General features: G+C 72.4%; 17 protein-coding genes, 1 pseudogene and 1 riboswitch. Of the genes and pseudogenes, 8 read left to right on the forward strand and 10 right to left on the reverse strand.

Translation table 11 applies throughout. From position 1 onward, the window contains the following. Window positions 1-12: 12 nt before the first annotated feature. The 3 genes from HCC61_RS16000 to HCC61_RS16010 all read right to left on the reverse strand — a co-directional run bounded on the left by HCC61_RS16000 (window position 13) and on the right by HCC61_RS16010 (window position 3,320). Window positions 13-954 carry a 1-phosphofructokinase family hexose kinase gene (locus HCC61_RS16000; RefSeq protein WP_169136145.1) on the reverse strand — a complete coding sequence of 314 codons (942 nt, stop codon included), beginning with the start codon at window positions 952-954 and terminating at the stop codon, window positions 13-15. Window positions 955-1,101: 147 nt separating this feature from the next. Beyond that, window positions 1,102-2,364 (reverse strand): N-acetylglucosamine-6-phosphate deacetylase, encoded by a 1,263-nt coding sequence (gene nagA, locus HCC61_RS16005; RefSeq protein ID WP_169136146.1) that lies wholly within the window; start codon window positions 2,362-2,364, stop codon window positions 1,102-1,104. Beyond that, window positions 2,361-3,320: an ROK family protein gene (locus HCC61_RS16010; RefSeq protein WP_169136147.1), complete on the reverse strand. Its 960-nt coding sequence runs from the start codon at window positions 3,318-3,320 to the stop codon at window positions 2,361-2,363. The genes nagA and HCC61_RS16010 overlap by 4 nt, the downstream gene beginning before the upstream one ends. Window positions 3,321-3,653: 333 nt before the next feature. Between HCC61_RS16010 and HCC61_RS16015 the strand changes: the two genes are divergently transcribed. The 3 genes and pseudogenes from HCC61_RS16015 (at window position 3,654) to otsB (ending at window position 6,347) form a co-directional block, all read left to right on the forward strand. Then, window positions 3,654-4,940 carry an extracellular solute-binding protein gene (locus HCC61_RS16015; protein WP_346777229.1) on the forward strand — a complete coding sequence of 429 codons (1,287 nt, stop codon included), beginning with the start codon at window positions 3,654-3,656 and terminating at the stop codon, window positions 4,938-4,940. Window positions 4,941-5,184: 244 nt separating this feature from the next. Continuing rightward, a pseudogene (locus HCC61_RS16020) lies at window positions 5,185-5,403 on the forward strand (DUF3263 domain-containing protein); the annotation flags it as partial. A gap of 86 nt (window positions 5,404-5,489) precedes the next feature. After that, complete coding sequence (gene otsB / locus HCC61_RS16025; protein WP_169136148.1) at window positions 5,490-6,347, forward strand: trehalose-phosphatase; 858 nt, start codon at window positions 5,490-5,492, stop codon at window positions 6,345-6,347. Between the two features lie 134 nt (window positions 6,348-6,481). Here the strand turns inward: otsB and HCC61_RS16030 are convergent, their stop codons facing one another. Next, entirely contained in the window at window positions 6,482-8,053 is a 1,572-nt protein-coding gene (locus tag HCC61_RS16030; RefSeq protein WP_169136149.1) for a trehalose-6-phosphate synthase, read from the reverse strand. 122 nt (window positions 8,054-8,175) lie between these two features. Continuing rightward, complete coding sequence (locus tag HCC61_RS16035; RefSeq protein WP_169136150.1) at window positions 8,176-9,198, reverse strand: glucosyl-3-phosphoglycerate synthase; 1,023 nt, start codon at window positions 9,196-9,198, stop codon at window positions 8,176-8,178. A gap of 157 nt (window positions 9,199-9,355) precedes the next feature. Next, window positions 9,356-9,506, forward strand: a riboswitch (SAM riboswitch). 19 nt (window positions 9,507-9,525) lie between these two features. Between HCC61_RS16035 and thrC the strand changes: the two genes are divergently transcribed. The 4 genes from thrC (at window position 9,526) to groL (ending at window position 13,915) form a co-directional block, all read left to right on the forward strand. After that, on the forward strand, window positions 9,526-10,854 hold the full coding sequence (gene thrC, locus HCC61_RS16040; protein WP_169136151.1) for a threonine synthase: 1,329 nt from the start codon (window positions 9,526-9,528) through the stop codon (window positions 10,852-10,854). Then, window positions 10,851-11,129, forward strand: coding sequence for a MoaD/ThiS family protein (locus HCC61_RS16045; RefSeq protein WP_169136152.1), 279 nt, complete (start codon window positions 10,851-10,853; stop codon window positions 11,127-11,129). The genes thrC and HCC61_RS16045 overlap by 4 nt, the downstream gene beginning before the upstream one ends. A gap of 498 nt (window positions 11,130-11,627) precedes the next feature. Next, window positions 11,628-11,831 (forward strand): cold-shock protein, encoded by a 204-nt coding sequence (locus HCC61_RS16050; protein ID WP_028429801.1) that lies wholly within the window; start codon window positions 11,628-11,630, stop codon window positions 11,829-11,831. A 455-nt stretch (window positions 11,832-12,286) separates the two neighbouring features. Further along, window positions 12,287-13,915 carry a chaperonin GroEL gene (groL, locus tag HCC61_RS16055; RefSeq protein WP_169136153.1) on the forward strand — a complete coding sequence of 543 codons (1,629 nt, stop codon included), beginning with the start codon at window positions 12,287-12,289 and terminating at the stop codon, window positions 13,913-13,915. 162 nt (window positions 13,916-14,077) lie between these two features. Here groL and secD read toward each other — a convergent pair whose 3' ends face one another. From secD to HCC61_RS16070, 3 genes are all read right to left on the reverse strand, one after another. Then, the gene (gene secD, locus HCC61_RS16060; RefSeq protein ID WP_169136154.1) at window positions 14,078-16,540 is read right to left on the reverse strand and encodes a protein translocase subunit SecD; all 2,463 of its coding nucleotides are present in this window, start codon (window positions 16,538-16,540) and stop codon (window positions 14,078-14,080) included. 193 nt (window positions 16,541-16,733) lie between these two features. Continuing rightward, on the reverse strand, window positions 16,734-17,231 hold the full coding sequence (locus HCC61_RS16065) for a hypothetical protein (protein WP_169136155.1): 498 nt from the start codon (window positions 17,229-17,231) through the stop codon (window positions 16,734-16,736). 224 nt (window positions 17,232-17,455) lie between these two features. Then, entirely contained in the window at window positions 17,456-18,241 is a 786-nt protein-coding gene (locus HCC61_RS16070) for an IclR family transcriptional regulator (protein ID WP_169136156.1), read from the reverse strand. Window positions 18,242-18,440: 199 nt separating this feature from the next. Between HCC61_RS16070 and HCC61_RS16075 the strand changes: the two genes are divergently transcribed. Further along, entirely contained in the window at window positions 18,441-19,919 is a 1,479-nt protein-coding gene (locus tag HCC61_RS16075) for an MFS transporter (protein ID WP_206322577.1), read from the forward strand. Window positions 19,920-20,029: 110 nt separating this feature from the next. Here the strand turns inward: HCC61_RS16075 and HCC61_RS16080 are convergent, their stop codons facing one another. Together HCC61_RS16080 and HCC61_RS16085 are read right to left on the reverse strand one after the other, a co-directional pair. Beyond that, a complete protein-coding gene (locus tag HCC61_RS16080; RefSeq protein WP_169136157.1) occupies window positions 20,030-21,247 on the reverse strand; it encodes an MFS transporter in 1,218 nt (405 codons plus the stop codon). Between the two features lie 252 nt (window positions 21,248-21,499). After that, the gene (locus HCC61_RS16085; RefSeq protein ID WP_240969037.1) at window positions 21,500-22,528 is read right to left on the reverse strand and encodes a virginiamycin B lyase; all 1,029 of its coding nucleotides are present in this window, start codon (window positions 22,526-22,528) and stop codon (window positions 21,500-21,502) included. Window positions 22,529-22,552 lie beyond the last annotated feature (24 nt).

Below are 22,552 nucleotides of genomic sequence, written 5' to 3' on the forward strand. Positions count from 1 at the left end.
GCGGGGGCTTCCCTACTCGGGCAGCGGTTCGCCGCTCTTCTCGACCGTCACCCGCGACAGCAGGTCCGCATGGACCTCCTCGTCGAACTCCCCTGCCGTGGGCGCCCGTACGGTCGCGGCCGACAGCGCCACCGCCCGCGCGAGCCTGTCCGGCCACGGCAGCCCCTCGACCAGCCCGGACAGCAGCCCCGCCACCGCGGAATCGCCCGCTCCGGTGGGGTTGCCCGTGAGGGAGCGCGGTGGGCCCGCCTGCCACGTGCCATCCGGGGTCACCAGCAGCATGCCCTCGGGCCCGAGCGACGCCGCGACGGAGTGCGCCCCGCGGCGCTGTGCCGCGCGCGCCGCACGCAGCGGCTCGGTGGTGCCGGTGATCCCGGCGAGCTCACCGGCGTTGGGCTTGACGAGGTCGGGGCGCGCGGCGAGGCCGCGGCGCAGCGGTTCGCCGCTGGTGTCGAGCACGACGGGCACGCCCGCCGCGTGCGCCTCCCGCGTCAGCTGTGCGTACGCCCCGACGGGCACGCCCGGCGGCAGGCTCCCGCACAGCGCCACCGCCTGCGCGCCGCGCTCGCGCAGCAGCCGTGCGTAGGCGTCCCGGAACGCGGACCACTCCTCCGGAGAGATGTGCGGGCCCGGCTCGTTGAACTGCGTGGACGCGCCGCCCGCCTCGTCGACGACGCCGACCGTGCGTCGCGTGCTGCCCCGCGTCGGTACGAGCTCGTCGGTGATGTCGCCCTCGTCCGCGAGCAGTTCGCGCAGCTCCCTGCCCGTCAGGCCGCCGGCGAAGCCCGTGACGACCGTGTCGTGGCCGAGGGCCGCGAGCACCCGCGCCACGTTGAGTCCCTTGCCGCCCGGCCGCTGCACCACCTCGCGCACCTGGTGCGAGCCGTGCACGTCGAGACGGGGCACGCGGTAGGTCAGGTCGAGGGCGGTGTTGAGCGTGACCGTCAGGATCACGGGGGACCACTCCAGGGGGACGGGGCGGGACGCGCGTAGACGCGTGGGGGGACAACCGCCCGAGGGATCATGCCATTTGATCTACGGGGTCGCGACCCCTACCGGCCGGTCGGCGCCCCGGTGACGGGCCATCGTACGTACCCCGGGTCACCCCACGTCAGGGCGTACCGTCCACGCGCCGCGGCGCATCACGCCCGCCACCTCGAAGGCGGCGTCCAGTACCACCAGGTCGGCGTGCTTGCCGGCCTCCACCGAGCCCGTGCGGTCGTACACGCCCAGCAGCCGCGCCGGGTTGGCGGAGAGCGCGCGCACGGCGTCCTCCACCGGGATGCCGTCGAGCGTCACCGCCCGGCGGAACGCCACGTCCAGGGTGAGCGTTGAGCCGGCGATCGAGCCGCCCTCGGTCAGCCGTGCGACGCCGTCCCGTACCTCCACTTCGAGCGGCCCCAGCGGGTAGCGCCCGTCGCCCATGCCCGCGGCGCCCATCGCGTCGGTGATCAGGGCGACACGGGCGGCGCCCGCCCGGTGGAAGGCCAACTCCAGTACAGCCGGGTGCAGATGGACTCCGTCGTTGATCAGCTCGACGGTGATCCGCTCGTCCTCCAGCAGCGCGGCCACGGGCCCGGGGGCGCGGTGGCCGAGGGCGGGCATGGCGTTGAAGAGGTGGGTGGCGACCGTCGCGCCGGCGTCGACGGCTTCCGCCGTCGCCTCGTACGTGGAGTCGGTGTGGCCGACGGCGGCGATGACGCCGCTGTCCGCGAGCAGCCGCACCGAGTCGAGCCCGCCCGGGAGTTCGGGTGCGAGGGTCATCATCCTCGCCGTGCCGCGCGCGGCGTCGACGAGCTTGCGTACCTCGGTCGGGTCGGGGTGGCGCAGCAGCGCCGGGTCGTGTGCCCCGCAGCGTCCGGGCGAGATGAACGGGCCCTCGAAGTGGACGCCGGCCAGATCGCCCTGCTCGGCCAACTCACTGAGCGCGCCCGCCTGTTGGGCCAGGTCGCCGAGTTCGCCCGTGACGGTCGAGGCGACCATGGTGGTCGTGCCGTGCCGTCTGTGCGTGGCGACGACCCGCAGCGCCTCCTCAGCCGTGCCCGCGGAGAACGAGGCGCCGCCGCCGCCGTGCACGTGCATGTCCACGAAGCCCGGCACGATCCAGTGGCCGCTCAAGTCGACGATCTGCGCGCCGCGTTCGTGCTCGCGGGCTTCCTCCCGTCCGTGCCCGGTGGGCCCGGCGTCCCCTGACTCCCCGGAGCGCCCGGCGCCCGCGATGACGCCGGTGATCAGCTCTCCCTCGACCCTCAGCGCGGCGTCCGCCACGCCGTCCGGCAGCACCACACGCGCGCCGGTCAGCACGGTGCGCCCGCGCGTCGGTCCGGCCGTACCGGTCGGGGCAGTCGGGCTCGTCGGGCTCATCGGCTCGCAACCTCCGCGGAGAGTAGGTCCCGGGCGAGAAGTCCCGCGCCCAGGCAGCCCGCGGCGTCCCCCAGCGCCGCCGGGACGATCGTGGGGAGCTGCTGGAAGGTGACGCGTGCGCGCACTGCCTCCCGCAGCGGTACGAAGAGGATGTCGCCGGCCTCCGCCAGCCCGCCGCCGATGATCACCGTGCGCGGGTCGAGGAGCGTGACGGCCGTGACCAGCCCGGCCGCCAGCGCGTCCACGGAGTCGCGCCAGATGGTGATCGCCCGCTCGTCGCCGGCCTCGACCGCCCGCGCGGCATCGGCGGCCGTGGCCGAGGCGTCGCCGCTCGCCGCGGCCCACGCCCGGCCGACCGCGGCCGCCGACGCGAGTGCCTCCAGGCAGCCGTGCTGCCCGCACCCGCAACGGGGCCCGTCGGGCCGCACCACGATGTGGCCGATCTCGCCCGCGCCGCCGTGCGCACCCGGGTCGACCCGGCCGTCCGTGCCGGCGGCTCCCGCGATGCCCGTGCCCAGCGCAATGAAGAAGAACCTGTCGACGCCTTCGCCCGCGCCGATCCGCCCCTCCGCGAGGCCGCCGGTGCGTACGTCGTGCCCGAGCGCGACCGGGACACCGAGCCGTTCGGCCAGCAGCGCGCGCAGCGGTACGTCGCGCCAGCCGAGGTTGGCGGAGTAGACGGCGGTGCCGGCGGACTCGTCGAGGACTCCCGGGACGGCGACTCCGGCGGCCGACGGGCCCGCGCCGAAGCGCTCGGAGCCGTGCGCGTGCAGCTCGGCGGCGAAGTCGAGGATCCCGTCGACGACGGCTTCCGGGCCGTGCTCGCGCCGGGTCTCGCGGCGCGCCTCGTACAGCAGCTCGCCGTCTCCGCCGCCGCCGACGAGTGCGGCCTTGATGCCTGTGCCGCCGACGTCGAGGGCGATGACGTACTGCTCTTTCCGGAAGGTCGTGGTCACGGGCCAAGTCTCCCGCGATAACCCATAACAGGTCTAGTCCACTCTTGCGATCTCTTTGAGATTCCCGAGGCCGGGCGGACGCGGCCCGGCACGGAAGGCCCGCAAGTGTCCTGGTCTGGCATGGAGAACTGCCGCTTCCATGCTCGTCGTTGGAGGTACCGGAAGAAACGGGAGGGGCCGTTGCAAACAGATTTCGCCCTTGGTGTAGACCTTCAACCGTCTCCCGTGGAGACTCCTGTCCTGTACACGTCCGGTCGGGCACCGGACGCGGGGGTGGTACGGAGCGCAGCACGGCACACGCACGTGCCGTGCGCAGGGTGGAGGGGTAGTGCTGTGGAACGTCGCAGGTTCCTCGGGCTGACAGCGGCGACAGGAGCGGCGGCGGGCGGTGTGCTCACCGCCGGCTGCGGCGCCGACACGGGAACGCAGAGCGCGGCCCTCAAGGTCGTGGCGGCGGACTACGGCGCACCCGGCCGCGGCGACGGCTCGCAGCGCTACTGGGACGACCTCGTGCGCCGCTTCCGCCGCCGGCACCCCGGACTCGACGTCGACGTCGAGGTGTTCAGCTGGAAGGACGTCGACCGGAAGGTCGCCGCGATGGTCGACGCGGGCAGACCGCCGGACATCGCGCAGATCGGCGCATACGCCGACTTCGCCGCGGCCGGCAAGCTCTACAGCGCGGGCGAGGTGCTCTCCATACCCGTGCAGGCCGACTTCCTGTCCGCGCTCGCGGAGGCCGGGGAGGTGCGCCGGGTGCAGTACGGGATGCCCTTCGTCGCCAGCACCCGGCTGCTCTTCTACAACAAGACCCTCTTCGAGAAGGCCGGGCTCGACCCGGACACCCCGCCCCGCACCTGGCACCAACTCGCCCGCGCAGCCGCCCGGTTGAACGCCGCGGGCGTCAAGATCCCGTACGGGCTGCCGCTCGGTCCCGAGGAGGCCCCCGCGGAGGCGCTGATGTGGATGCTCAGCGGCGGCGGCGCGTACACCGACAAGGTCGGCAACTACACCATCGACGCCGCCGCGAACATCAAGACCTTCGACTGGCTGCGCGAGAACCTCGTCGGGCCGAAGCTCACCAACCCCGACCCGGGCGGCACGGACCGCCGCGACCTCTTCGCCGCCTTCACCCGCGGCGACGTCGGCATGCTCAACGGCCATCCGACGCTGCTGAGGGAGACGCGGCGCCGCGGCCTGAAGTACGGCACGGCGGTGCCGCCGGGCGCGAACGGACCCTCGGGCGCCACGCTGGGCGTCGCGGACTGGGTGATGGCGTTCAAGCAGAACGGCAGGCGCGAAGACGTGGGCCGTTTCCTGGACTTCGTCTTCAGCGAGGAGAACCACTACGAGTTCGCCGACCGCTACGACCTGCTCCCGGTGACGACCTCCGCGAACGACCGGATGCGCGAGCGGCCCGCGCACAAGCCGCTGCGCCGCTTCCAACAGGAGCTGCTGAGCGCCGAGTTCTACCCGGTGGGCAAGGTCTCGTGGGCGAAGGTGAGCGGGGACATCAAGCGGAGCATCGGCAAGGCCGTCGGCCCGCACGGGGACCCGGCGAAGGTGCTGGGCGGCATCCAGCGGCGCGCGGAGGCGCAGGACACGGCGATCGGCGAGCGCTGAACGCGCGGATGTGCCGCTCCGGGCCCGGAGTTAGGTTGGACGGATGAGCGACGTACAGCCGGACGGGCCCGGCACGCCGGACGGGCCCGGCACGCCGGACGGGCCGGTCGGGCCGCATGAGCCGGACGGGCCTGGCTCGCCGCCGGTCGGGCCGGACGACGGGGCACGGGACGGAAGCGGGAGTGGGGAACGGGACGGCCACACACGGCCGCAGACGCCCGCACAGCCGCAGCCGCCGTCCGCCCTCTCCGAGCGTGACCTCGCGGTGCTCGCCATGGAACGCCGCGGCTGGTCCGGGTCCGGAACGAAGGAGCGCGCCATACGCGAGCAGCTGGACATGTCGCCCACCCGCTACTACCAGTTGCTCAACGCCCTGCTCGACGACCCGCGCGCCCTCGCGCACGACCCGGTGACCGTCAACCGCCTGCGCCGCCGCCGCGAGGCCCAACGGGCCCGCCGCTGACGGGAGTCGGCGATCGGCGGCGCCGAGCACCTGCGGCGCGCATCGAGCCGCGCTGCCCGTCCCCCGCCGCCGGGTATGGTCGCGGCATGGCCGCGCTACCGACACCCCGTACCGACGCAGGCCGGGAGGGGCTCGCCGCGATCCTCTCCCGGCCCCGCCGAGCCGCCGTGGCCGTCGACTTCGACGGCACCCTCGCCCCCATCGTCGAAGACCCCGCCGACGCCCGGGCACATCCCGGCGCCGTGCCGGTGCTCTCCCGCCTCGCACCGCGCCTGTGCTCGGTGGCCGTCGTCACCGGACGCCCCGCCGAGGCGGCCGTGCGCTACGGCGGTCTCGTGGGCGCGGAGGGGCTGGACCACCTCACCGTGCTCGGCGCGTACGGAGCGGAGCGCTGGGACGCCGCCACCGGCAGGCTGAGCGCCGCCCCGCCGCCTCCCGGTGTCGACGCCGTACGGGCCGAACTCCCGTCGCTGCTGGCGGAGTCGGGCGCACCGCCCGGCACCTGGACCGAGGACAAGGGACGGGCCGTCGCGGTGCACACCCGGCGTACGGAAGACCCCGCCGCCGCCTTCGAGTTGCTGCGGGCGCCCCTGTACGCGCTCGCGGAGCGGCACGGCCTCGTGGTCGAACCGGGCCGCATGGTCATGGAGTTGCGCGCACCCGGCATAGACAAGGGAGCCGCGCTCACCGCCCACCTTCGTGAAACCGGCGCCGGGGCGGTGCTGTACGCGGGCGACGACCTCGGGGACCTCGCCGCCTTCGCCGCCGTGGAGAAACTTCGCGGCGAGGGCGTGCCCGGTCTGCTGGTGTGCAGCAGCGGCGGCGACACGGGAGAGTCGGTGCCCGAGGTGGCCGACCGCGCGGACATCGTCGTCGAAGGGCCCGCGGGCCTCGTCGGCTTGCTGGAGGCGATGGCCGACTCCCTGGAGGAATGGGCCGGTTAGCCGGTTGGCCGGAGACGCGGTCCGGGCTCGCGGTCCGTTTCGTTTCGGGTCCGCGGCTGGCCGCGGCCTCGCCGCCGGCGCCCGCCGTTGCGGCCGCTGTCGTCCCCGGCCGGGTCAGGTCGGGCCAGGCCGGGTCAGCCCTCGCGCAGGGCGTGCAGCTGGTCGAGGAACCAGCGCGTCGGAGGCGTCGCCGTCGCCGCCGCGGCCAGCCGCTTGGTGCGCTCCGCGCGCCGCCCGTGGTCCATCGTCAGCGCCTCGTGCAGCGCGCGCGCCGTCTCCGCGATGTCGTACGGATTGACCACGATCGCGTCCTCGCCCAGCTCCTCGTACGCCCCGGCCTCGCGGGAGAGGACCAGCGCGCAGCCGTCGTCCGAGACGACCGGGACCTCCTTCGCCACGAGGTTCATCCCGTCCCGGATCGGGTTGACCAGCGCCACGTCCGCCACCCGGTACGCCGCGAGCGAGCGCGCGAAGTCGTCCTTCAGGAACAGCACGACCGGGGTCCAACTCTCCGTCCCGTACGTCGAGTTGATCTCGTCGGCGACACGTGAGACCTCGCTCATGTAGTCGCGGTAGACCGCCAGGTCCTGCCGCGACGGGTAGGCGAGCGCCAGGTGGACGACGCGGCCGTGCCACTCGGGCCGGTCCGCCAGCAGCCGGGCGTACGCGTGCAGCCCGCGCACGATGTTCTTCGACAGCTCGGTGCGGTCCACCCGTACGACCGCACTGCGCGGCCTGCCCTCGGGGTCGCTGCCGATCTCCTCGCGCAGTATGGCGATCCGCTCGCCGACGTCCTCGCGCCCGGCGCGCTCCCGCAGGAACTCCGGGTCCGCGCCCAGCCCGTGCACCCCGAGCCGGGTCCTGCGGCCGTCGCAGACGACCTCCAGCTCGCCGGTCGACTCGTCCTCGGCGACCGCCGCGCCCAGCACCCGCGCGCAGCAGTCGGCGAAGCCGCGCGCCCAGCGGCGGGTGAGGAACGCGGCGCGGTCGGCGCCCAGCACTCCGCGCAGCACCTGCTCCGCGACGGCGCCGGGCAGCATCCCGTAGTAGTCCGGCGGCGCCCACGGGGTGTGCGAGAAGTGCCCGATGCGCAGATCGGGACGGCGCTCGCGGAGCAGCCCCGGCACCAGCGTCAGGTGGTAGTCCTGCACGAGCACCGTGGCGCCGTCGGCGGCCTCTTCGGCGAGGGCGTCGGCGAAGGCCGCGTTGTAGCGCTCGTACGAGGCCCACTGCCGCTCGAACTCCGCGTCGAACGAGGGCTCCAGAGGCGTCTGGTAGAGCATGTGGTGGACGAACCAGAGCACGGAGTTGGCGATGCCGTTGTAGGCGTCGGCGAAGGTGTCCTCGGGGATGTCCAGCATGCGTACCGAGTGGCCGCCGGTGTCCGCCGGGTCGAGCTTGCCGCCCGTGCGTCGCACCGCCTCGCGGTCGCCGTCGCCGAGCGCCGCGCACACCCACACGGCGTCCCCGCCGGAACCGTTGCCGGAGCCACTGCCGGAACCGTTGCCCGAACCGTCCTCGCGCTGCGTCGCGATGGCGGAGAGCCCCGAGACCAGCCCGCCGCCCCCGCGCTTGGCGGAGAGCGAGCCTCCCCCGGAGCCTCCGGCCACGGAGTAGGAGACCGGGCCCCTGTTCGACGCGACCAGTACGTCCGCGAGGCCTCGCGGGGCCTCGCGGCCCTGCCGGGATGAGCGTTCGGCGACCATGGCCCGAGCCTAGCCGCGCCGCGTTCCGCACAAACGTGACGTACGTCCGGTCGACCGCGCGGACGGGCCGGGGCCGTGCCGGTGCCGCGAAATGCCGTGCCCGGCGAAGTTCCGCCTGCCGCCTAGGCCGCCCGGCGCGCCGCGTACTCCTCGATCTCGCGCATCGGCGGCCGCTCGACCGTGTCGACGGCGTGGCTGTGCGCCTCGAAGCCGCCGGTGCCGGTCCCGGTCCCGGTCCCGGCGCCCGAGCCGGCGCCGCCGCCACCCGCGCTCCGTTCGAACTGCGTCAGCGTCGGACGCACGAGCCGGCTGCCGCGCGCCAGCCGCAGCTGCGCCGTGTGGTGGATCGCCGCCGCCATCCGCCCGAGGGCCATCCCGTCCTGGTGCCGGTGGCGCCGCACGCCGACGTCGACCTGGGCGAGCGCGTCGAGCCCCACGGTGTGCAACGAGTCGATGAGCAGGCCCAGTTCGACGCCGTAGCCCACCGGGAAGGGCAGCTGCTCCAGCAGCGTGCGGCGGGCCGCGTACTCTCCGCCGAGCGGCTGCACGAAGCCCGCGAGCCGCGGCCAGTGGAGGTTGAGCAGCGGGCGCGCGACCAGCTCCGTGACCCGGCCGCCGCCCGCCGGGTCGTCGCCGAGCGGCCGGTCGTACATCGCCTTGACGAGCCGCAGCCGCGGATCGGTCAGCAGCGGCCCCACGACGCCGGATACGAAGTCGGCCGTGAAGTCGCGGAGGTCGGCGTCGACGAAGCAGACGACGTCGCCGCTCGTCACGAGCAGCGAACGCCACAGCACCTCGCCCTTGCCGGGCAGCGCCGGCAGCCGCGGCAGCACCTCGTCGCGGTGCACGACCCTCGCGCCGGCCTCGGCGGCGACCGCGGCCGTACGGTCCGTCGAGCCGGAGTCCAGCACCACCAGCTCGTCCACGAGCGGGGGCGTCCCCGCGGGAGCCGTGTGGGAGGCGGCCATCAGCTCGCGCCGGATCACCGACACGATCCCGCCGACGGTCCGCTCCTCGTTCAGCGCGGGCAGTACGACGCTGACCCGGGAGCCGGTGGCCCGCTTCGCCGCGAGCAGCCGCGGGATGGGACGATCGGCGCATGTGTACGACCGGCGCTCCAACCACTGCTCGACTTCGTCCAGCACCCGGCCACTCCCTGTGATCCATCTCGCGGTTCGGACGCCTGTCTCAACGCCCGGGCCTGTCGGTTACAGTCTTGAACAACGCGGAAGGCGAGCGCATGCCGGGTCCGGCCCGGAGACCGCACCGAAGCGCCGCCCGTACCGACGTACAACTTCACACCGCTCATCCAGAGGGGCAGAGGGAACGGCCCGTTGAAGCCCCGGCAACCCTCCAGCCGGTCTCGTACCAGTGACATGACAGCGCGAGGCTCCCGGCTCGGGAAGGTGCCAATTCCGTCTCGTGGCGAGATACGTCACGGGGAAGATGAGGAGAAAGGGCCTCGCCGAATCATGGCTGTTCAAGCTGCCGCCAGCGCTCCCGCCGACACCGGGGGAGCCCTGCTCGGTCCCGCCGCCGCGCTCTCCTGCCGCGAGTGCGGCGAGCGCACCCCGCTCGGTCCGGTCTTCGCTTGCGAGGCGTGTTTCGGGCCGCTGGAGATCGCCTACGACTTTCCCGGCGGCGACCCGGCGGCGCTTCGTGAACGGATCGAGTCCGGCCCCGACAACATCTGGCGGTACGCACCGCTGCTGCCCGTCCCCGAGGACGTGGCCGCCAAGCCCAACACCAACCCCGGGTTCACCAAGCTCGTACGGGCGGACCGGCTCGCCCGGGAGCTCGGCGTCACCGGCTCCCTCCACATCAAGGACGACTCGGGGAACCCGACGCACTCCTTCAAGGACCGCGTCGTCGCCATAGCGGTCGAGGCCGCCCGCGCCTTCGGCTTCACCACCCTCTCCTGCTCCTCCACGGGCAACCTCGCGGGCGCCGTCGGAGCCGCCGCCGCCCGCGCGGGACTGCGCTCGTGCGTGTTCATCCCGCACGACCTGGAGCAGGGCAAGGTCGTCATGGCGGCCGTCTACGGCGGCGAACTCGTCGGCATCGAGGGCAACTACGACGACGTGAACCGCTTCTGCTCCGAGCTGATCGGCGACCCCGCCGGCGAGGGCTGGGGCTTCGTCAACGTCAACCTCCGGCCCTACTACGCGGAGGGCTCCAAGACCCTCGCGTACGAGATCTGCGAGCAGCTCGGCTGGCGGCTCCCCGACCAGCTCGTCGTGCCCATCGCCTCCGGCTCCCAGCTGACGAAGATCGACAAGGGGCTGAAGGAGCTGATCGCCCTCGGCCTGGTCGAGACTCCCCCTGGGCCTGGCGGCCCGGGAGGTGCCCCCAGCCCGTACAAGATCTTCGGCGCACAGGCGGAGGGCTGCTCCCCGGTCTCCCGCGCGTACAAGGACGGGCACGACGTCGTACGCCCGGTGCGCCCGGAGACCATCGCCAAGTCGCTGGCCATCGGCAACCCGGCCGACGGCCCTTACGTGCTGGACATCGCCCGCCGCACGGGCGGCGCGGTGGAGGACGTCGACGACCCGCGGATCGTCGACGCGATCAAGCTGCTGGCGCGCACCGAGGGGATCTTCGCCGAGACCGCGGGCGGGGTGACCGTGGGCGTCACGAAGAAGCTGATCGAGGAGGGCCGGCTCGACCCGACCCTCACGACCGTCGTGCTCAACACCGGCGACGGCCTGAAGACCCTGGACGCGGTGGCTCCCACCACCGGTCCGACCGCCGTCATCCGTCCCAACCTGGACTCCTTCCGAGAGGCTGGTCTCGCATCATGAGCGTGAACGTCCGTATCCCGACGATCCTGCGCACCTACACCGGCGGGCAGGCGGAGGTGAGCGCCGAGGGCGCGACCCTGTCCGAGGTGCTGGCCGACCTGGAGAAGAACCACACCGGCATCGGCGCCCGCGTGCTGGACGACTCGGGCAAGCTGCGCCGCTTCGTCAACGTCTACGTCAACGACGACGACGTCCGCTTCGAGCAGGGCCTGGAGACCCCCACGCCGGACGGCGCCAGCGTCTCCATCATCCCGGCGGTGGCCGGGGGCTGCTGAAGTCCGCCGTGGCGGGGCCCTGCTGAGGTCTCGTGAGAGGTCGGTGAAGGCCCCTTGCGCCCGGCCCCGATCCGCCTACCGTCGAACCGCCTCCTCCGGGAACACGTGAACGAAACGGAGGGGGCGGTTCCGCGTGTGGGGACGCGATAGGGTTACGCAGAATCCCACCCCCAGTGACTCACCCGGCACGTGCCGGGAGCATATGAGAACGCGACAACTTGTGCCCGAATTCGCGGCGGCAATTGTCGCGTTGGTGCTCTATGCCCGGCCTTGCTTGCCCCGCTTGTGCGGGGATTGCGGGCTTTTGGGGCTTCGAGTGGTACGCAGATTTCTCGTCTTCGTGACCTGTTGCAGAGGGCGTCCGTACAGATACATTCAGCCGCGGTCGACGCCTTCCGCGTTCGCATCCGCCTGTCTGCGGGGCTTGCCGGAGGTGAGGTCTGACCCGGGTTCGTGAAGTGCGGGCTCGCGCAAGGGCCAGTAATAGGGGAGTTAGGGATGGCTCAGGGCACCGTCAAGTGGTTCAACGCGGAGAAGGGATACGGCTTCATCGCGGTCGACGGTGGTGCAGACGTATTCGTCCACTACAGCGCGATTCAGATGGACGGCTACCGCACCCTGGACGAAGGACAGCGGGTCGAGTTCGAGATCTCGCAGGGTCAGAAGGGGCCGCAGGCGGACATGGTCCGTGTGACTGCCTGAGCACCCGCAACACTGCGCAGAGCTGCAAACAGCCGTAACAACAGCCGTACGAGGGGCCGTACTCCGGGAAGGGGTACGGCCCTTCTGTGCTGTCCGGCTCCGTGCGCTGTCGGGGCTCGGTGGGGTGCGGCTCGGTGCTGTGTCCGGCCGCGGCTCCGTGCGCGAGGGCGCCCGCGAGAACGTCCCAGGGGTGCCCTGCTCCCGCGCGCTTGCGTACGTCCCGGCCCGGTGTGATGTCCTGGGGGCGCTTGCACTCGCAGGGGTCGAGTGCTAATCATTGCGTTAGCACTCTATGAGTGAGAGTGACAATCAAGGACCGGGTCGGTGAGGCTCGTTCGCCGGGTGGAGCAAGGAACCATGCGGCTCGGGCCGTCCGTCGCGGGCGCCAGCGCGGTCCGGTATACCCGTCCCCTGGTTGTGCAGGGGGATCCCCAGTCCGGGAGGGACCACTTCACATGGCCAAGATCATCGCGTTCGACGAGGAGGCGCGGCGCGGCCTCGAGCGCGGGATGAACCAGCTCGCCGACGCCGTCAAGGTCACGCTCGGCCCCAAGGGCCGTAACGTCGTGCTGGAGAAGAAGTGGGGCGCCCCCACGATCACCAACGACGGCGTCTCCATCGCCAAGGAGATCGAGCTCGAGGGCGAGTACGAGAAGATCGGCGCCGAGCTGGTCAAGGAGGTCGCCAAGAAGACGGACGACGTCGCCGGTGACGGCACGACGACCGCGACCGTCCTCGCCCAGGCGCTCGTCAAGGAGGGCCTGCGCAACGTAGCCGCAGGCGCCAACCCGATGGCGCTCAAGCGCGGCATCGAGCGCGCCACCGAGGCCGTCTCCGCCGCCCTGCTGGAGCAGGCGAAGGACGTGGAGACCAAGGAGCAGATCGCCTCCACGGCCTCCATCTCCGCCGGCGACCCGCAGATCGGCGAGCTGATCGCCGAGGCGATGGACAAGGTCGGCAAGGAAGGCGTCATCACCGTCGAGGAGTCGCAGACCTTCGGGCTCGAGCTGGAGCTCACCGAGGGCATGCGCTTCGACAAGGGCTACATCTCCGCGTACTTCGCCACCGACATGGAGCGCATGGAGGCGGAGCTCGAGGACCCGTACATCCTCATCGTCAACTCCAAGATCGGCAGCGTGAAGGACCTCCTTCCGCTGCTGGAGAAGGTCATGCAGTCGGGCAAGCCGCTGCTGATCATCGCGGAGGACGTCGAGGGCGAGGCCCTGTCCACGCTCGTCGTCAACAAGATCCGCGGCACCTTCAAGTCCGTCGCCGTCAAGGCTCCGGGCTTCGGCGACCGCCGCAAGGCGATGCTCGGCGACATCGCCATCCTCACCGGCGGCACCGTCATCTCCGAAGAGGTCGGCCTCAAGCTGGAGAACGCCGGTCTGGAGCTGCTGGGCCGCGCCCGCAAGGTCGTCATCACCAAGGACGAGACGACGATCGTCGACGGTGCGGGCGAGAGCGACCAGGTCGCCGGCCGCGTCGCGCAGATCCGCGCCGAGATCGACAACTCCGACTCGGACTACGACCGCGAGAAGCTCCAGGAGCGTCTGGCGAAGCTGGCCGGCGGCGTCGCCGTCATCAAGGCCGGTGCCGCCACCGAGGTCGAGCTGAAGGAGCGCAAGCACCGCATCGAGGACGCGGTGCGCAACGCCAAGGCAGCCGTCGAGGAGGGCATCGTCGCCGGTGGTGGCGTGGCTCTGCTCCAGGCTTCCAGCGTCTTCGAGAAGCTGGAGCTGGAAGGCGACGAGGCGACCGGTGCGCAGGCCGTCAAGCTCGCGCTGGAGGCGCCGCTCAAGCAGATCGCGGTCAACGCCGGCCTCGAGGGCGGCGTCGTGACGGAGAAGGTGCGCAACCTGAAGGCGGGCCACGGGCTCAACGCCGCCACGGGCGAGTACGTCGACATGCTCGCCGAGGGCATCAACGACCCGGCCAAGGTGACCCGTTCCGCGCTTCAGAACGCCGCTTCCATCGCGGCGCTCTTCCTGACGACGGAGGCCGTCATCGCCGACAAGCCGGAGAAGGCCGCCGCCGGTGGCGGCGACCCGACCGGTGGCATGGGCGGTGGCATGGACTTCTGATCGCGCGGCGATCGGAAGCTCCGGCCTCCCGGCACGGATACGGACCGAGGGCGGCATCCCGGAAGGGGTGCCGCCCTCGGCGTGTGTGCGCGCTCGGTGTGCGCGATGCCGGGGTGCGCCGGGCAGGCGCGTGCACGGGCGCACCCCGTCGGATGGGCTTCCTCAGACGCGGGCTCCGTTGTCGTTCGGGGAGCGGCGCTGCCTCGGCTTCGCGGAGGCCGTGCGTCGGGTGCCCGGGCGTGGTGGCGCGGGCGTACCGGACGTACGGGTCTCGAACTCGACGGCCAGCGGCGCGCCGACGAACAGCGACGAGTACGAGCCGACCGCGATCCCGATGAGTAGTGCGAGGGCGAAGTCGCCGAGAGAGTCTCCGCCCAGCACCGCCAGCGCGGCGATGATGAACAGCGCGCCCATGCCTGTGTTGATGGTGCGCGGCACCGTCTGCACGACAGCGTTGTTGACCACCTTCCGGAAGGGCTTCTTCTGCCCGTCCCGCCATTCGGAGCGGACGCGGTCGAAGATGACGACCGAGTCGTTGACCGAGTAGCCGATGACGGTCAGCAGCGCCGCGAGGAACACTCCGTCCACGGGCTTCCCCAGCCAGGCGAAGGCGCCGACGAGGATCACCGCGTCATGGGCGAGTGCGAGCACCGCCGAAGCGCCGAACGTCCAGCGGAACCGGAAGGCCAGATAGAGCAGTTGGGCCCCGAGCGCCACCCCGAGTGCGATCACCGCGTTCCGCCGCAGCTCGTCGCCGAGGCTCGGGCCGAACAGTTCGTCGCGTACCTTCTCCGCGTCCCCGCCGAGGCCGTCCAGCGTCGAACGGACCGTCTCCTCCTGGCCGTCGGTCAGTCCCTCGGAGCGCACCGTGATCTCGTGCCCGCTCCCCTCTCCGCTCCCGGCGGCTTCGCTGCCGCCGTCCCCTCCGTCGCCGGAGCTCTGCACGACGGTGTCCGGGAGGCCCGCGTCGGCGAGCGCGGAGCGTGCGGCTTCCGGATCGACGGCGTGGCTGGTCGAGTACTCCACGAGCCTGCCGCCGGTGAACTCGACGCCGAAGTCCAGCCCGCGCAGCACGATTCCGCACACCGCGAGTACGACGGCCGCGGCCGAGACCGCGAGCCAGCTCCTCCCGCAGCGCATCCAGTCCGGGTTCCGCTTCGTCAGGCGGGTCCGTACGCGGCCCAGACCGGCGAGGCCCGTGATCCGCGGCCTGGCCCGTACGGCAGGGCGTGCGACCGCGAAGTCCACAAGCGCTCTCGTGACGACGAGCGCGCTCACCATCGAGGAGAGCACGCCGATGGAGAGCGTCACGCCGAAGCCGCGTACCGGCCCCGAGGAGAGCGTGAAGAGCAGCAGCGCGGCGAGGAGGGTGGTGACGTTCGAGTCGACGATCGCCGCGAACGCGCCGCGGAAGCCCTTCGTCGCGGCACTGCGCGGACTTCTGCCGCGCCCGGCCTGCGCGTACTCCTCGCGGGCGCGCTCGAAGACCAGGACGTTCGCGTCGACGGCCATGCCGATCGCCAGCACGAAGCCGGCCAGGCCGGGGAGCGTGAGCGTCGCTCCGAACGCGAGCAGCGCCGAGTACGAGATCAGCCCGTAGCAGAGCAGGCCCACGGCGGTCAGTGCGCCGAAGAGCCGGTACACGCAGATCACGAAGCCGGAGGTGAGCAGGACGCCGATGGCCGCGGCCCAGGTGCTCGCCGCGATCGCGTCGGCGCCCAGCGTCGGGCCCACGGTGTGATGCTCGATCACCTCGACGGGTACGGGCAGCGAGCCGCCCTCGATCAGGGTCGCCAGCTCCTTCGCCTCCTTCTCGCCGAAGTCGCCGGTGATCTGGGTGTTCCCGCCGGAGATGCCGTGGTGGCACGAGACGGACGGGTCGACCTGAGGCGAGGAGATGACCTTGTCGTCCAGCACGATCGCCACCCGCCGCTGCGGGTCTCCGGGCGGTGAGCAGGCCGCCTTTCCGGTCAGGTCCGCCCACGCGTCCTCGCCCTCGTCGCGGAAGCCGAGGTCGACGAACCAGCCGGAGCCGCGCTGCGGGTCGACCGCCGCCCTGGCGGACTTGACCTCGTCCCCGGTCATGGCGGTGCGGCCGAGTTCGACGGGGCGGCCCGACTCGTCGGTGCGGGGGGTGGCGCCGCCCTCGCCGCTCTTCTTGCCGGGCTGGTCGGTTGCGTCGCCTTGCTTGCCGTTGGCGTCGCCGGGCTCGTCGGTTGCATTGCCGGGGCCGGGGCTGGGCGCGGGCCCGGGGTTCGCGGAGCCGCGGTCCGGGGCGCCCTCGACGGGGTGGAAGGTGAGCTGGGCGGTGCGGCCGAGGACCTCGGTGGCCTGCCGGGGGTCCTGGAGGCCGGGGAGTTCGACGATGATGCGGTCGTCTCCGGAACGTACGAGGTTGGGCTCGGCGACTCCGAGTGCGTCCACGCGCTGGCGCAGCACCTCCATGGTGTCGTCGGTCGTGGACGGGGTCGCTTGGGTCGTCGCGGAGTCGCGTGCCTCCAGGACGATCTGGGTTCCGCCGCGGAGATCGATGCCGAGGCGTGGTTGCTTGGTCACGGCGAGGACCGCGGCAAGGGCCATTACGGCAAGCGCGATCACCGCCCGCACCCTGTTGGCGCGAGTCATGGGATTGCCTCCTACACAGGCACACCTGGGCCCCGGAGGGGCGCGGGTGGGGATGCGACACCGCAGAGAGGGGTGTCGTGGAATGACAGAAGTTGCTGTCTGTCAGCCGTCAGCTGTCAGCCGTTATCTGTCAGCCGTCAGCCGTCAGCCGTCAGCCGTCAGCCGTCAGCCGTCAGCCGTCAGCCGTCAGCCGTCAGATGCCTGTGCCGGCCGGAGGGGCGCGTCCCTGGCGGGGCGAGCGGTGGGTGAGTTGAGTGGCGGACAGCCGTGGGGCGTCCGGCAGTACGGAGCCGCGCCGGGGCTCCCGGGCGTCCTGCTCCACCGCGGGAAGCAGCGGCAGGGGCGCCTGTGCGGCGGCGTGCCCGGGATTGACGATCGCGCCGTGGAAATGCTGCGGCGGTTCCTGGTGCTGGTGCGAGACGGCCGACTGCCCGCCGCCGTGGGCGAGTTGGACGGCCTGGGTGCCGTGGGTGCGCTGGGCGCCGGCGGCGACCTGATGCGCCGCCGCCATGGAGCCGCCGAACACGGCGAGCAGCACCGCGAGCAGGATGCCCGGCAGGCGCCGCCGCCTTCGCGAGTACGCCGTGAACGCGGACGGCTCCGGCGAGGCGGGCCCGTACGAGGCGGTGGCTTCGTACGGCGACACGGTCCCGTACGCACCGGCCGCCGTGGGCGTCATCGGATCGCGCACAGGGCGGACTCGGCGTACCCGACGTACCACCGTGCCCTCCTCGCCTCGCGCCACCTACCGGTACGGCCGTAGCCGGGAGGCGCGGCCGTCCCACAGCCTCTCCCAGAAGCGTCCGGCCTTCAACCGAGCCTCACGGCCGCCGAGTCCACCGACTCCGCGCCCCGTCGACTCCGCCCCGACGGCGAGCCCCCGCCCCGTCCCCTGAGTCCCTTCGCCCCGTTTCCTCAGTCCCGTCGTGGAGCCAGCGCGCAGCGGTGCGCCGGTGCGCCCAGCGTGAGCGAGAAGCGTTCCGCCGCCGCGGCGACCGCCGTTCCCGAGCGGGCCAGCGACGCCTCGTCCGGGAAGCTGCTGAGGGTGACGGCGCTCATGCCGCCGACCGCGCGCGCCGAGTGGTCGAAGACGGGGGCGCCCACGGCGACCACGCCCGCCTCGTTCTCCTCGCGGTCCTCTGCGTAACCGCGCTCGCGGGCAGCGGACAGTTCGTCGAGCAGCTTCGCGGGATCGGTGTGCGTACGTTCCGTACGTGCGGGCATGCCGGTGCGCTTGAGCAGGGCGAGGACGGACTCGTCGGCGAGCGTGGCGAGCACCGACTTGCCCACGGAAGTGGAGTGCAGGGCGAGGCTCATGCCGACGCGCGAGGCCAGCCGGTAGGGCTTGTCGGCCTCCAGCTTGGCCGCGTAGACCGCCTCGTCGCCGCTGAGGAGCGCGAAGTGGACCGTCCAGTCCGTCTCTTCGCGCAGCGCCTCCAGCACGGGACGGGCCTGGTCGGCCAGATCGCCTTCGTGCTGATGGCTGCCGACGAGGGTGAGGATGCGCGGGCCGCCCGCGTAGCTGCCGCGCCCGAGCGAGCGGGCGAAGCCGCGCTCGACGAGGGTCTGGAGGATGCGGTGGACGGTGGGCTTGGGCAGCGACGTGGCCTCGGAGATCTCCGCGACGCTGCGGTGGGCGGCCAGCGCCTCCAGCACGTCGAGTGTTTTGTCCGCCGCCGTACGGTGCCCCTCGCTGGCCATCGGCCCAGTCTAAGCAGCGACCGCGAGGGCGGGTGGCCGTCCGGCGGACGCCCGGCGCTGCCGCGCGGGTTCACAGCCTCCGGGGGCTGTGGCACCATCTCGGCACCCCGGGCCAGTTTTCCGGAACAGAATTCCGCTGAGCAGAACGGAAGGTGGCGGGCCCAGGCGGCAGGTACGGCACGGATGAATCGAGACGGCGATGTCCGAGGAACCAGCACCGACCGGGACCCCCACCCCCGCATCCACCCCCGCACCCACCTCAACTCCTGCTTCCGGCCCCGTTCCCGCCCCGGCTCCCGGAGCGTCGGCGGAGACGGCGAGGGCGCCGGAAGCGGCGGAGACGGCGGGGGCGGCGGAGACGGGCGCCGCGCGCACCATGCGCACCGACCGCGAGCTGCGGCGCGTGGTCACCGCGTCCGTCGTCGGCACCGCGCTGGAGTGGTACGACTTCTTCATCTACGGCACGGCCGTCGTCCTCGTCTTCAACGACCTCTTCTTCGTCCAGGACGATCCCGCGGCCGGCACCCTCATCGGCCTCGCGACCTTCGGCGTCGGCTTCGTCTTCCGTCCCGTCGGCGGCTTCCTCTTCGGGGCGCTCGGCGACCGCATCGGCAGGCGTTCGACGCTCGTACTGACCACGCTCGTCATGGGCCTGTCCACGGGCGTCATCGGCCTGCTGCCCACGTACGCGACGATCGGCGTCGCGGCGCCCGTGCTGCTGACGCTGATGCGCGTGTGCCAAGGGCTGGGCGCGGGCGCCGAGTTCGGGGGAGCGTCCACGCTGCTCGCCGAGCACGCGCCCGCCGAACGCCGGGGGTTCTACGCCTCGTTCGCGCAGACGGGCGTGCAGGCGGGCCTGGTGCTCGGCATGGTGGTCTTCCTCTTCGTGGGGATGATCCCGGAGGCGGGCATGCGGAGTTGGGGCTGGCGGCTGCCGTTCCTGCTCAGCTTCCTGTTGATCGCCGTGTCGCTGTATCTGCGGCTGCGCGTCGCCGAGTCCCCGGTCTTCCGCCGCATGCAGGAGAACCGCGACGTCGTGAAGCTGCCCGTGCGCGAGGCGCTGCGCCGCTATCCGCGGAGCTTCCTGGTGGGGGTCGGCGCGCACATCTGCGACACCTCCGTCGTCTACATCTACGCGACGTTCTCCGTGTCGTATCTGACGGTCCAGGTCGAGCAGCCCAAGTGGGTCGCGCTGACCGGCGTGATCTCCTTCGGGATCGTCGTGATCGCGTTGCAGCCGCTGTACGGGGCGCTGTCGGACCGCATCGGGCGCAGGCCGCTGAACCTCTTCAGCGTGATCTTCACCGGGCTCTTCGCGTATCCGTTCTTCCTGCTGCTGGACACCGGGGTCCCGGTCGTCATCTGGCTGGCGATGATCGTGGCCACCTCGCTGGGGCTGGCGCCGATGATCGCCGTCCAACCGGTCTTCTACGCCGAGCTGTTCGGGGCGCGCGTGCGCTACACCGGCTTCGCGGCGTCACGGGAGACGGGTGCCGCGCTCGCCGGTTTCTCGCCGTTCGTGGCGGCGGCGCTGCTGGGGTACGCGGACGGGGATCCGTGGCTCGTCGCGGCGTTCATGGCGGCGACGGCCGCGGTCTCGCTGGTGGCGTTCTGGTACTCGGAGGAGTCCCGGCAGACGGACGTCGGGCTCGCGGAGCGGGAGGCGCCCGCGCGGTGAGTTCCGCGCACGGCGGGTTCTTTCCAAGTCCTCATCCGTACGTGATGAGTTCCGTACGTGATGGGGCCCCTACGTGATGAGTTCCGTACGTGACGAGGCTCGTACGTACGTCATGCGGCGCGGCGGCGCAGCGCCACCAGCACCGAGCCCGCCAGCGCCGCGACGACCACGCTGAAGGCGATCCCCGCGATCCGCAGCCCCACGAGGTCCGCGGCCACCCCCACCCCGATCACCGGCAGGGACAGCGCCACGTACAGCACCACGAAGTACGTGGAGGCTACGTCGGCGCGCTGTGCGACGGGGGCTTCGGCGTTGACGGCGGCGAGCCCCGCGCGGAAGCTCGTGCCCTGCCCGAGTCCGGCGATCACAGCGCCCGCGACGAACAGTTCGAAGGACAGCACGGCGAATCCCGCCGTCAGCAGCCCCATGCCGATGACGAGCCCCGCGCAGCCCAGCGGCAGGGACGCGTCGCCGAACCGCGGCACCAGCGCGATCTGCCCGACCGCGGAAGACGCGAACACCGTGAAGATCACGGCACCTTGGAGCGCGAAGTCCCCGATCCCCAGCAGCTTCCCGAGGAACGCCGGCGACACCGCCGTGAACAGCCCCAGCACCGCGAAGCCCGCGAACCCGGCGATCCCCGCCCGTACGAACGTGCCGCGCATCCCCTGCGGAATCCCCGGCTTCGTCACCCGCAGGCGGGCCCGCCGCAACGGCACGGCGCCCGCGACCGGTTCCGGCATGAACCACATCCCGGCAGCGACCAGCAGGACCAGTACCAGGTGTGTGGCGTACGGGAGGCGCAGCGGCCCGGGCGCGAACTCGGCGAGGACCCCCGCCACCAGGGGCCCGCTGCCGAGGCCGCCCATCTGCACGACCGTGGCGACGAGGCTGCCCCGGCCGGTGTTGCGGCCCCCGGCGAGGTCGACGAGCGCGGCGGTCGCCGTCCCGGTGAAGACGCCCGCCGACAGTCCGGACAGCAGTCGCCCGACGAAGAGCAGCGCCAGGTTGTGAGCGGTGAGGAAGACGACTGTGCTGAGCAGCGCCAGCAGCAGTCCCGGCAACAGGGTCCGGCGGCGGCCCACTTCGTCCGACACGTGACCGACGAGCAGGAGTGCGGCCAGCACGCCCACCGCGTACGTCGCGAAGACGACGGTGACCATGAGGGTGGAGAAGTGGAGTTCCCGCTGGTAGAGGACGTACAGCGGGGTCGGCAGGGTCGTACCCAGCATCGTCACGGTGAAGGCCGCGGCCACCACCCAGAACGCCAACCCCTGCGGGGCGACCCGCCGTCCACGCCCTGCAAGGCCGCTGCTCTCTGCACGCATGCGACCCATGATCCGCGAGAGGCGTGCTGTCGGGGAAACGGGTCCGCCGTTCCGCGCCCAACCCTCGGACAGGCCGGATGCCGACGGGGTACGGGGACGAGGACGGGGGCGGGGTGGGGACGGTGACCAGGGGTGGGGACTGGGACGGTGAACTTCCGCCGAGCCGCAGTGATGCCGCATCGCCGTCGTCGGCTCCCGGCGCAATGCGTCCCGCCCGTCTGCCAGTTCACTCATACGTGTGGCATCACTACGTCACTCCGGCTCGGAGACGGTGACGCGGGCCAGGGCTCCCGACTCCAGGGCCGCCCAGACCGCGCCGTCGGGGGCCACGGTCAGGCCGTGGGGTTCGCCGGCGGGCGGGGGGATGGCGGCCTCCGTGCGGATCCCGTCCGGGGTGAGGCGGCTTATGCGGCCCGAGCCCCACTCCGTGACCCAGCATGATCCCGAGGCGTCCACGGCAACGGCGTGCGGACGCGACTCCGGGCCGGACAGCGGGAATTCGGTGATCACGCCGTCGGGAGCGAGACGGCCGACGGCACCCGCGCCGATCTCGGCGAACCACAGCGCTCCCGCGCCGAACGGTGCGCCTGAGCCGTCCCTCGGTGCGCCCGCGCGGCCCCGTGTTTCCACGCGGCCCCCTGTGTCCGCGGCGATTCCCACCGGCGCCGCGCCTTCCGTCGGCAGCGGGAAGGTCGTGATCTCGCCCGAGGTGGTGATACGTGCGAGGGCGTCGGCCTGATTCAGAGTGCACCAGAGGGCGCCGTCCGGGCCCGTGGTGATGGCCGAGGGGAAGGCGCCGGGGACCGGCAGCGGGAAGCGGGTCGTCTCGCCGGCGGGGGTGATGCGGCCGATCCGGTTCCCGGTGGTCTCGGTGAACCACAGGGCGCCGTCGGGGCCCGCGCAGATTCCGTACGGCCCCGGCTCTGGCTCCGGGCCCGGCTCCGAGCCCGGCCCCGGACCGGGCAGGGCGAACCGCCGGACACCGCCGTCGGTGCCGATCCGTCCGATGCCGTGGTCGTGGGTACGGCAGAACCACAGCGCTCCGTCCGGACCGGATGTGATGACGGTCGGACCGCTGTCCGCGGCGTCCAGCCCGAAGAAGGTGAACTCCCTTGCGGGCAGCGTCAGTCGGCCGATGCCGCCCGCGTGGACGAGGGTGAACCAGAGGGCGCCGTCGGAACCCGTGGTGATGCCGTAGGGCCCGCCCGCGCCGGGTCCGCCGTCCTCGGGCAGGGCGACCACTTCGACGTGGAGTGTCTCCGCCGTCTTTCCCGTCTCCATCTCCGTCTCCGTCTCTCGGGTACG

The organism is Streptomyces sp. HNM0575, from assembly GCF_012726265.1.
GTDB lineage: Bacteria > Actinomycetota > Actinomycetes > Streptomycetales > Streptomycetaceae > Streptomyces.

Bases quoted from the DNA above. Each gene is read 5' to 3' on its own strand.
- HCC61_RS16070 (WP_169136156.1), bottom strand. From the start codon at position 18,241: ATGGCCAGCGAGGGGCACCGTACGGCGGCGGACAAAACACTCGACGTG.
- HCC61_RS16085 (WP_240969037.1), bottom strand. From the start codon at position 22,528: ATGGAGACGGGAAAGACGGCGGAGACACTCCACGTCGAAGTGGTCGCC.
- secD (WP_169136154.1), bottom strand. From the start codon at position 16,540: ATGACTCGCGCCAACAGGGTGCGGGCGGTGATCGCGCTTGCCGTAATG.
- HCC61_RS16050 (WP_028429801.1), top strand. From the start codon at position 11,628: ATGGCTCAGGGCACCGTCAAGTGGTTCAACGCGGAGAAGGGATACGGC.
- HCC61_RS16045 (WP_169136152.1), top strand. From the start codon at position 10,851: ATGAGCGTGAACGTCCGTATCCCGACGATCCTGCGCACCTACACCGGC.
- HCC61_RS16075 (WP_206322577.1), top strand. From the start codon at position 18,441: ATGTCCGAGGAACCAGCACCGACCGGGACCCCCACCCCCGCATCCACC.
- nagA (WP_169136146.1), bottom strand. From the start codon at position 2,364: ATGAGCCCGACGAGCCCGACTGCCCCGACCGGTACGGCCGGACCGACG.
- groL (WP_169136153.1), top strand. From the start codon at position 12,287: ATGGCCAAGATCATCGCGTTCGACGAGGAGGCGCGGCGCGGCCTCGAG.
- HCC61_RS16030 (WP_169136149.1), bottom strand. From the start codon at position 8,053: ATGGTCGCCGAACGCTCATCCCGGCAGGGCCGCGAGGCCCCGCGAGGC.
- thrC (WP_169136151.1), top strand. From the start codon at position 9,526: ATGGCTGTTCAAGCTGCCGCCAGCGCTCCCGCCGACACCGGGGGAGCC.
- HCC61_RS16080 (WP_169136157.1), bottom strand. From the start codon at position 21,247: ATGCGTGCAGAGAGCAGCGGCCTTGCAGGGCGTGGACGGCGGGTCGCC.
- otsB (WP_169136148.1), top strand. From the start codon at position 5,490: ATGGCCGCGCTACCGACACCCCGTACCGACGCAGGCCGGGAGGGGCTC.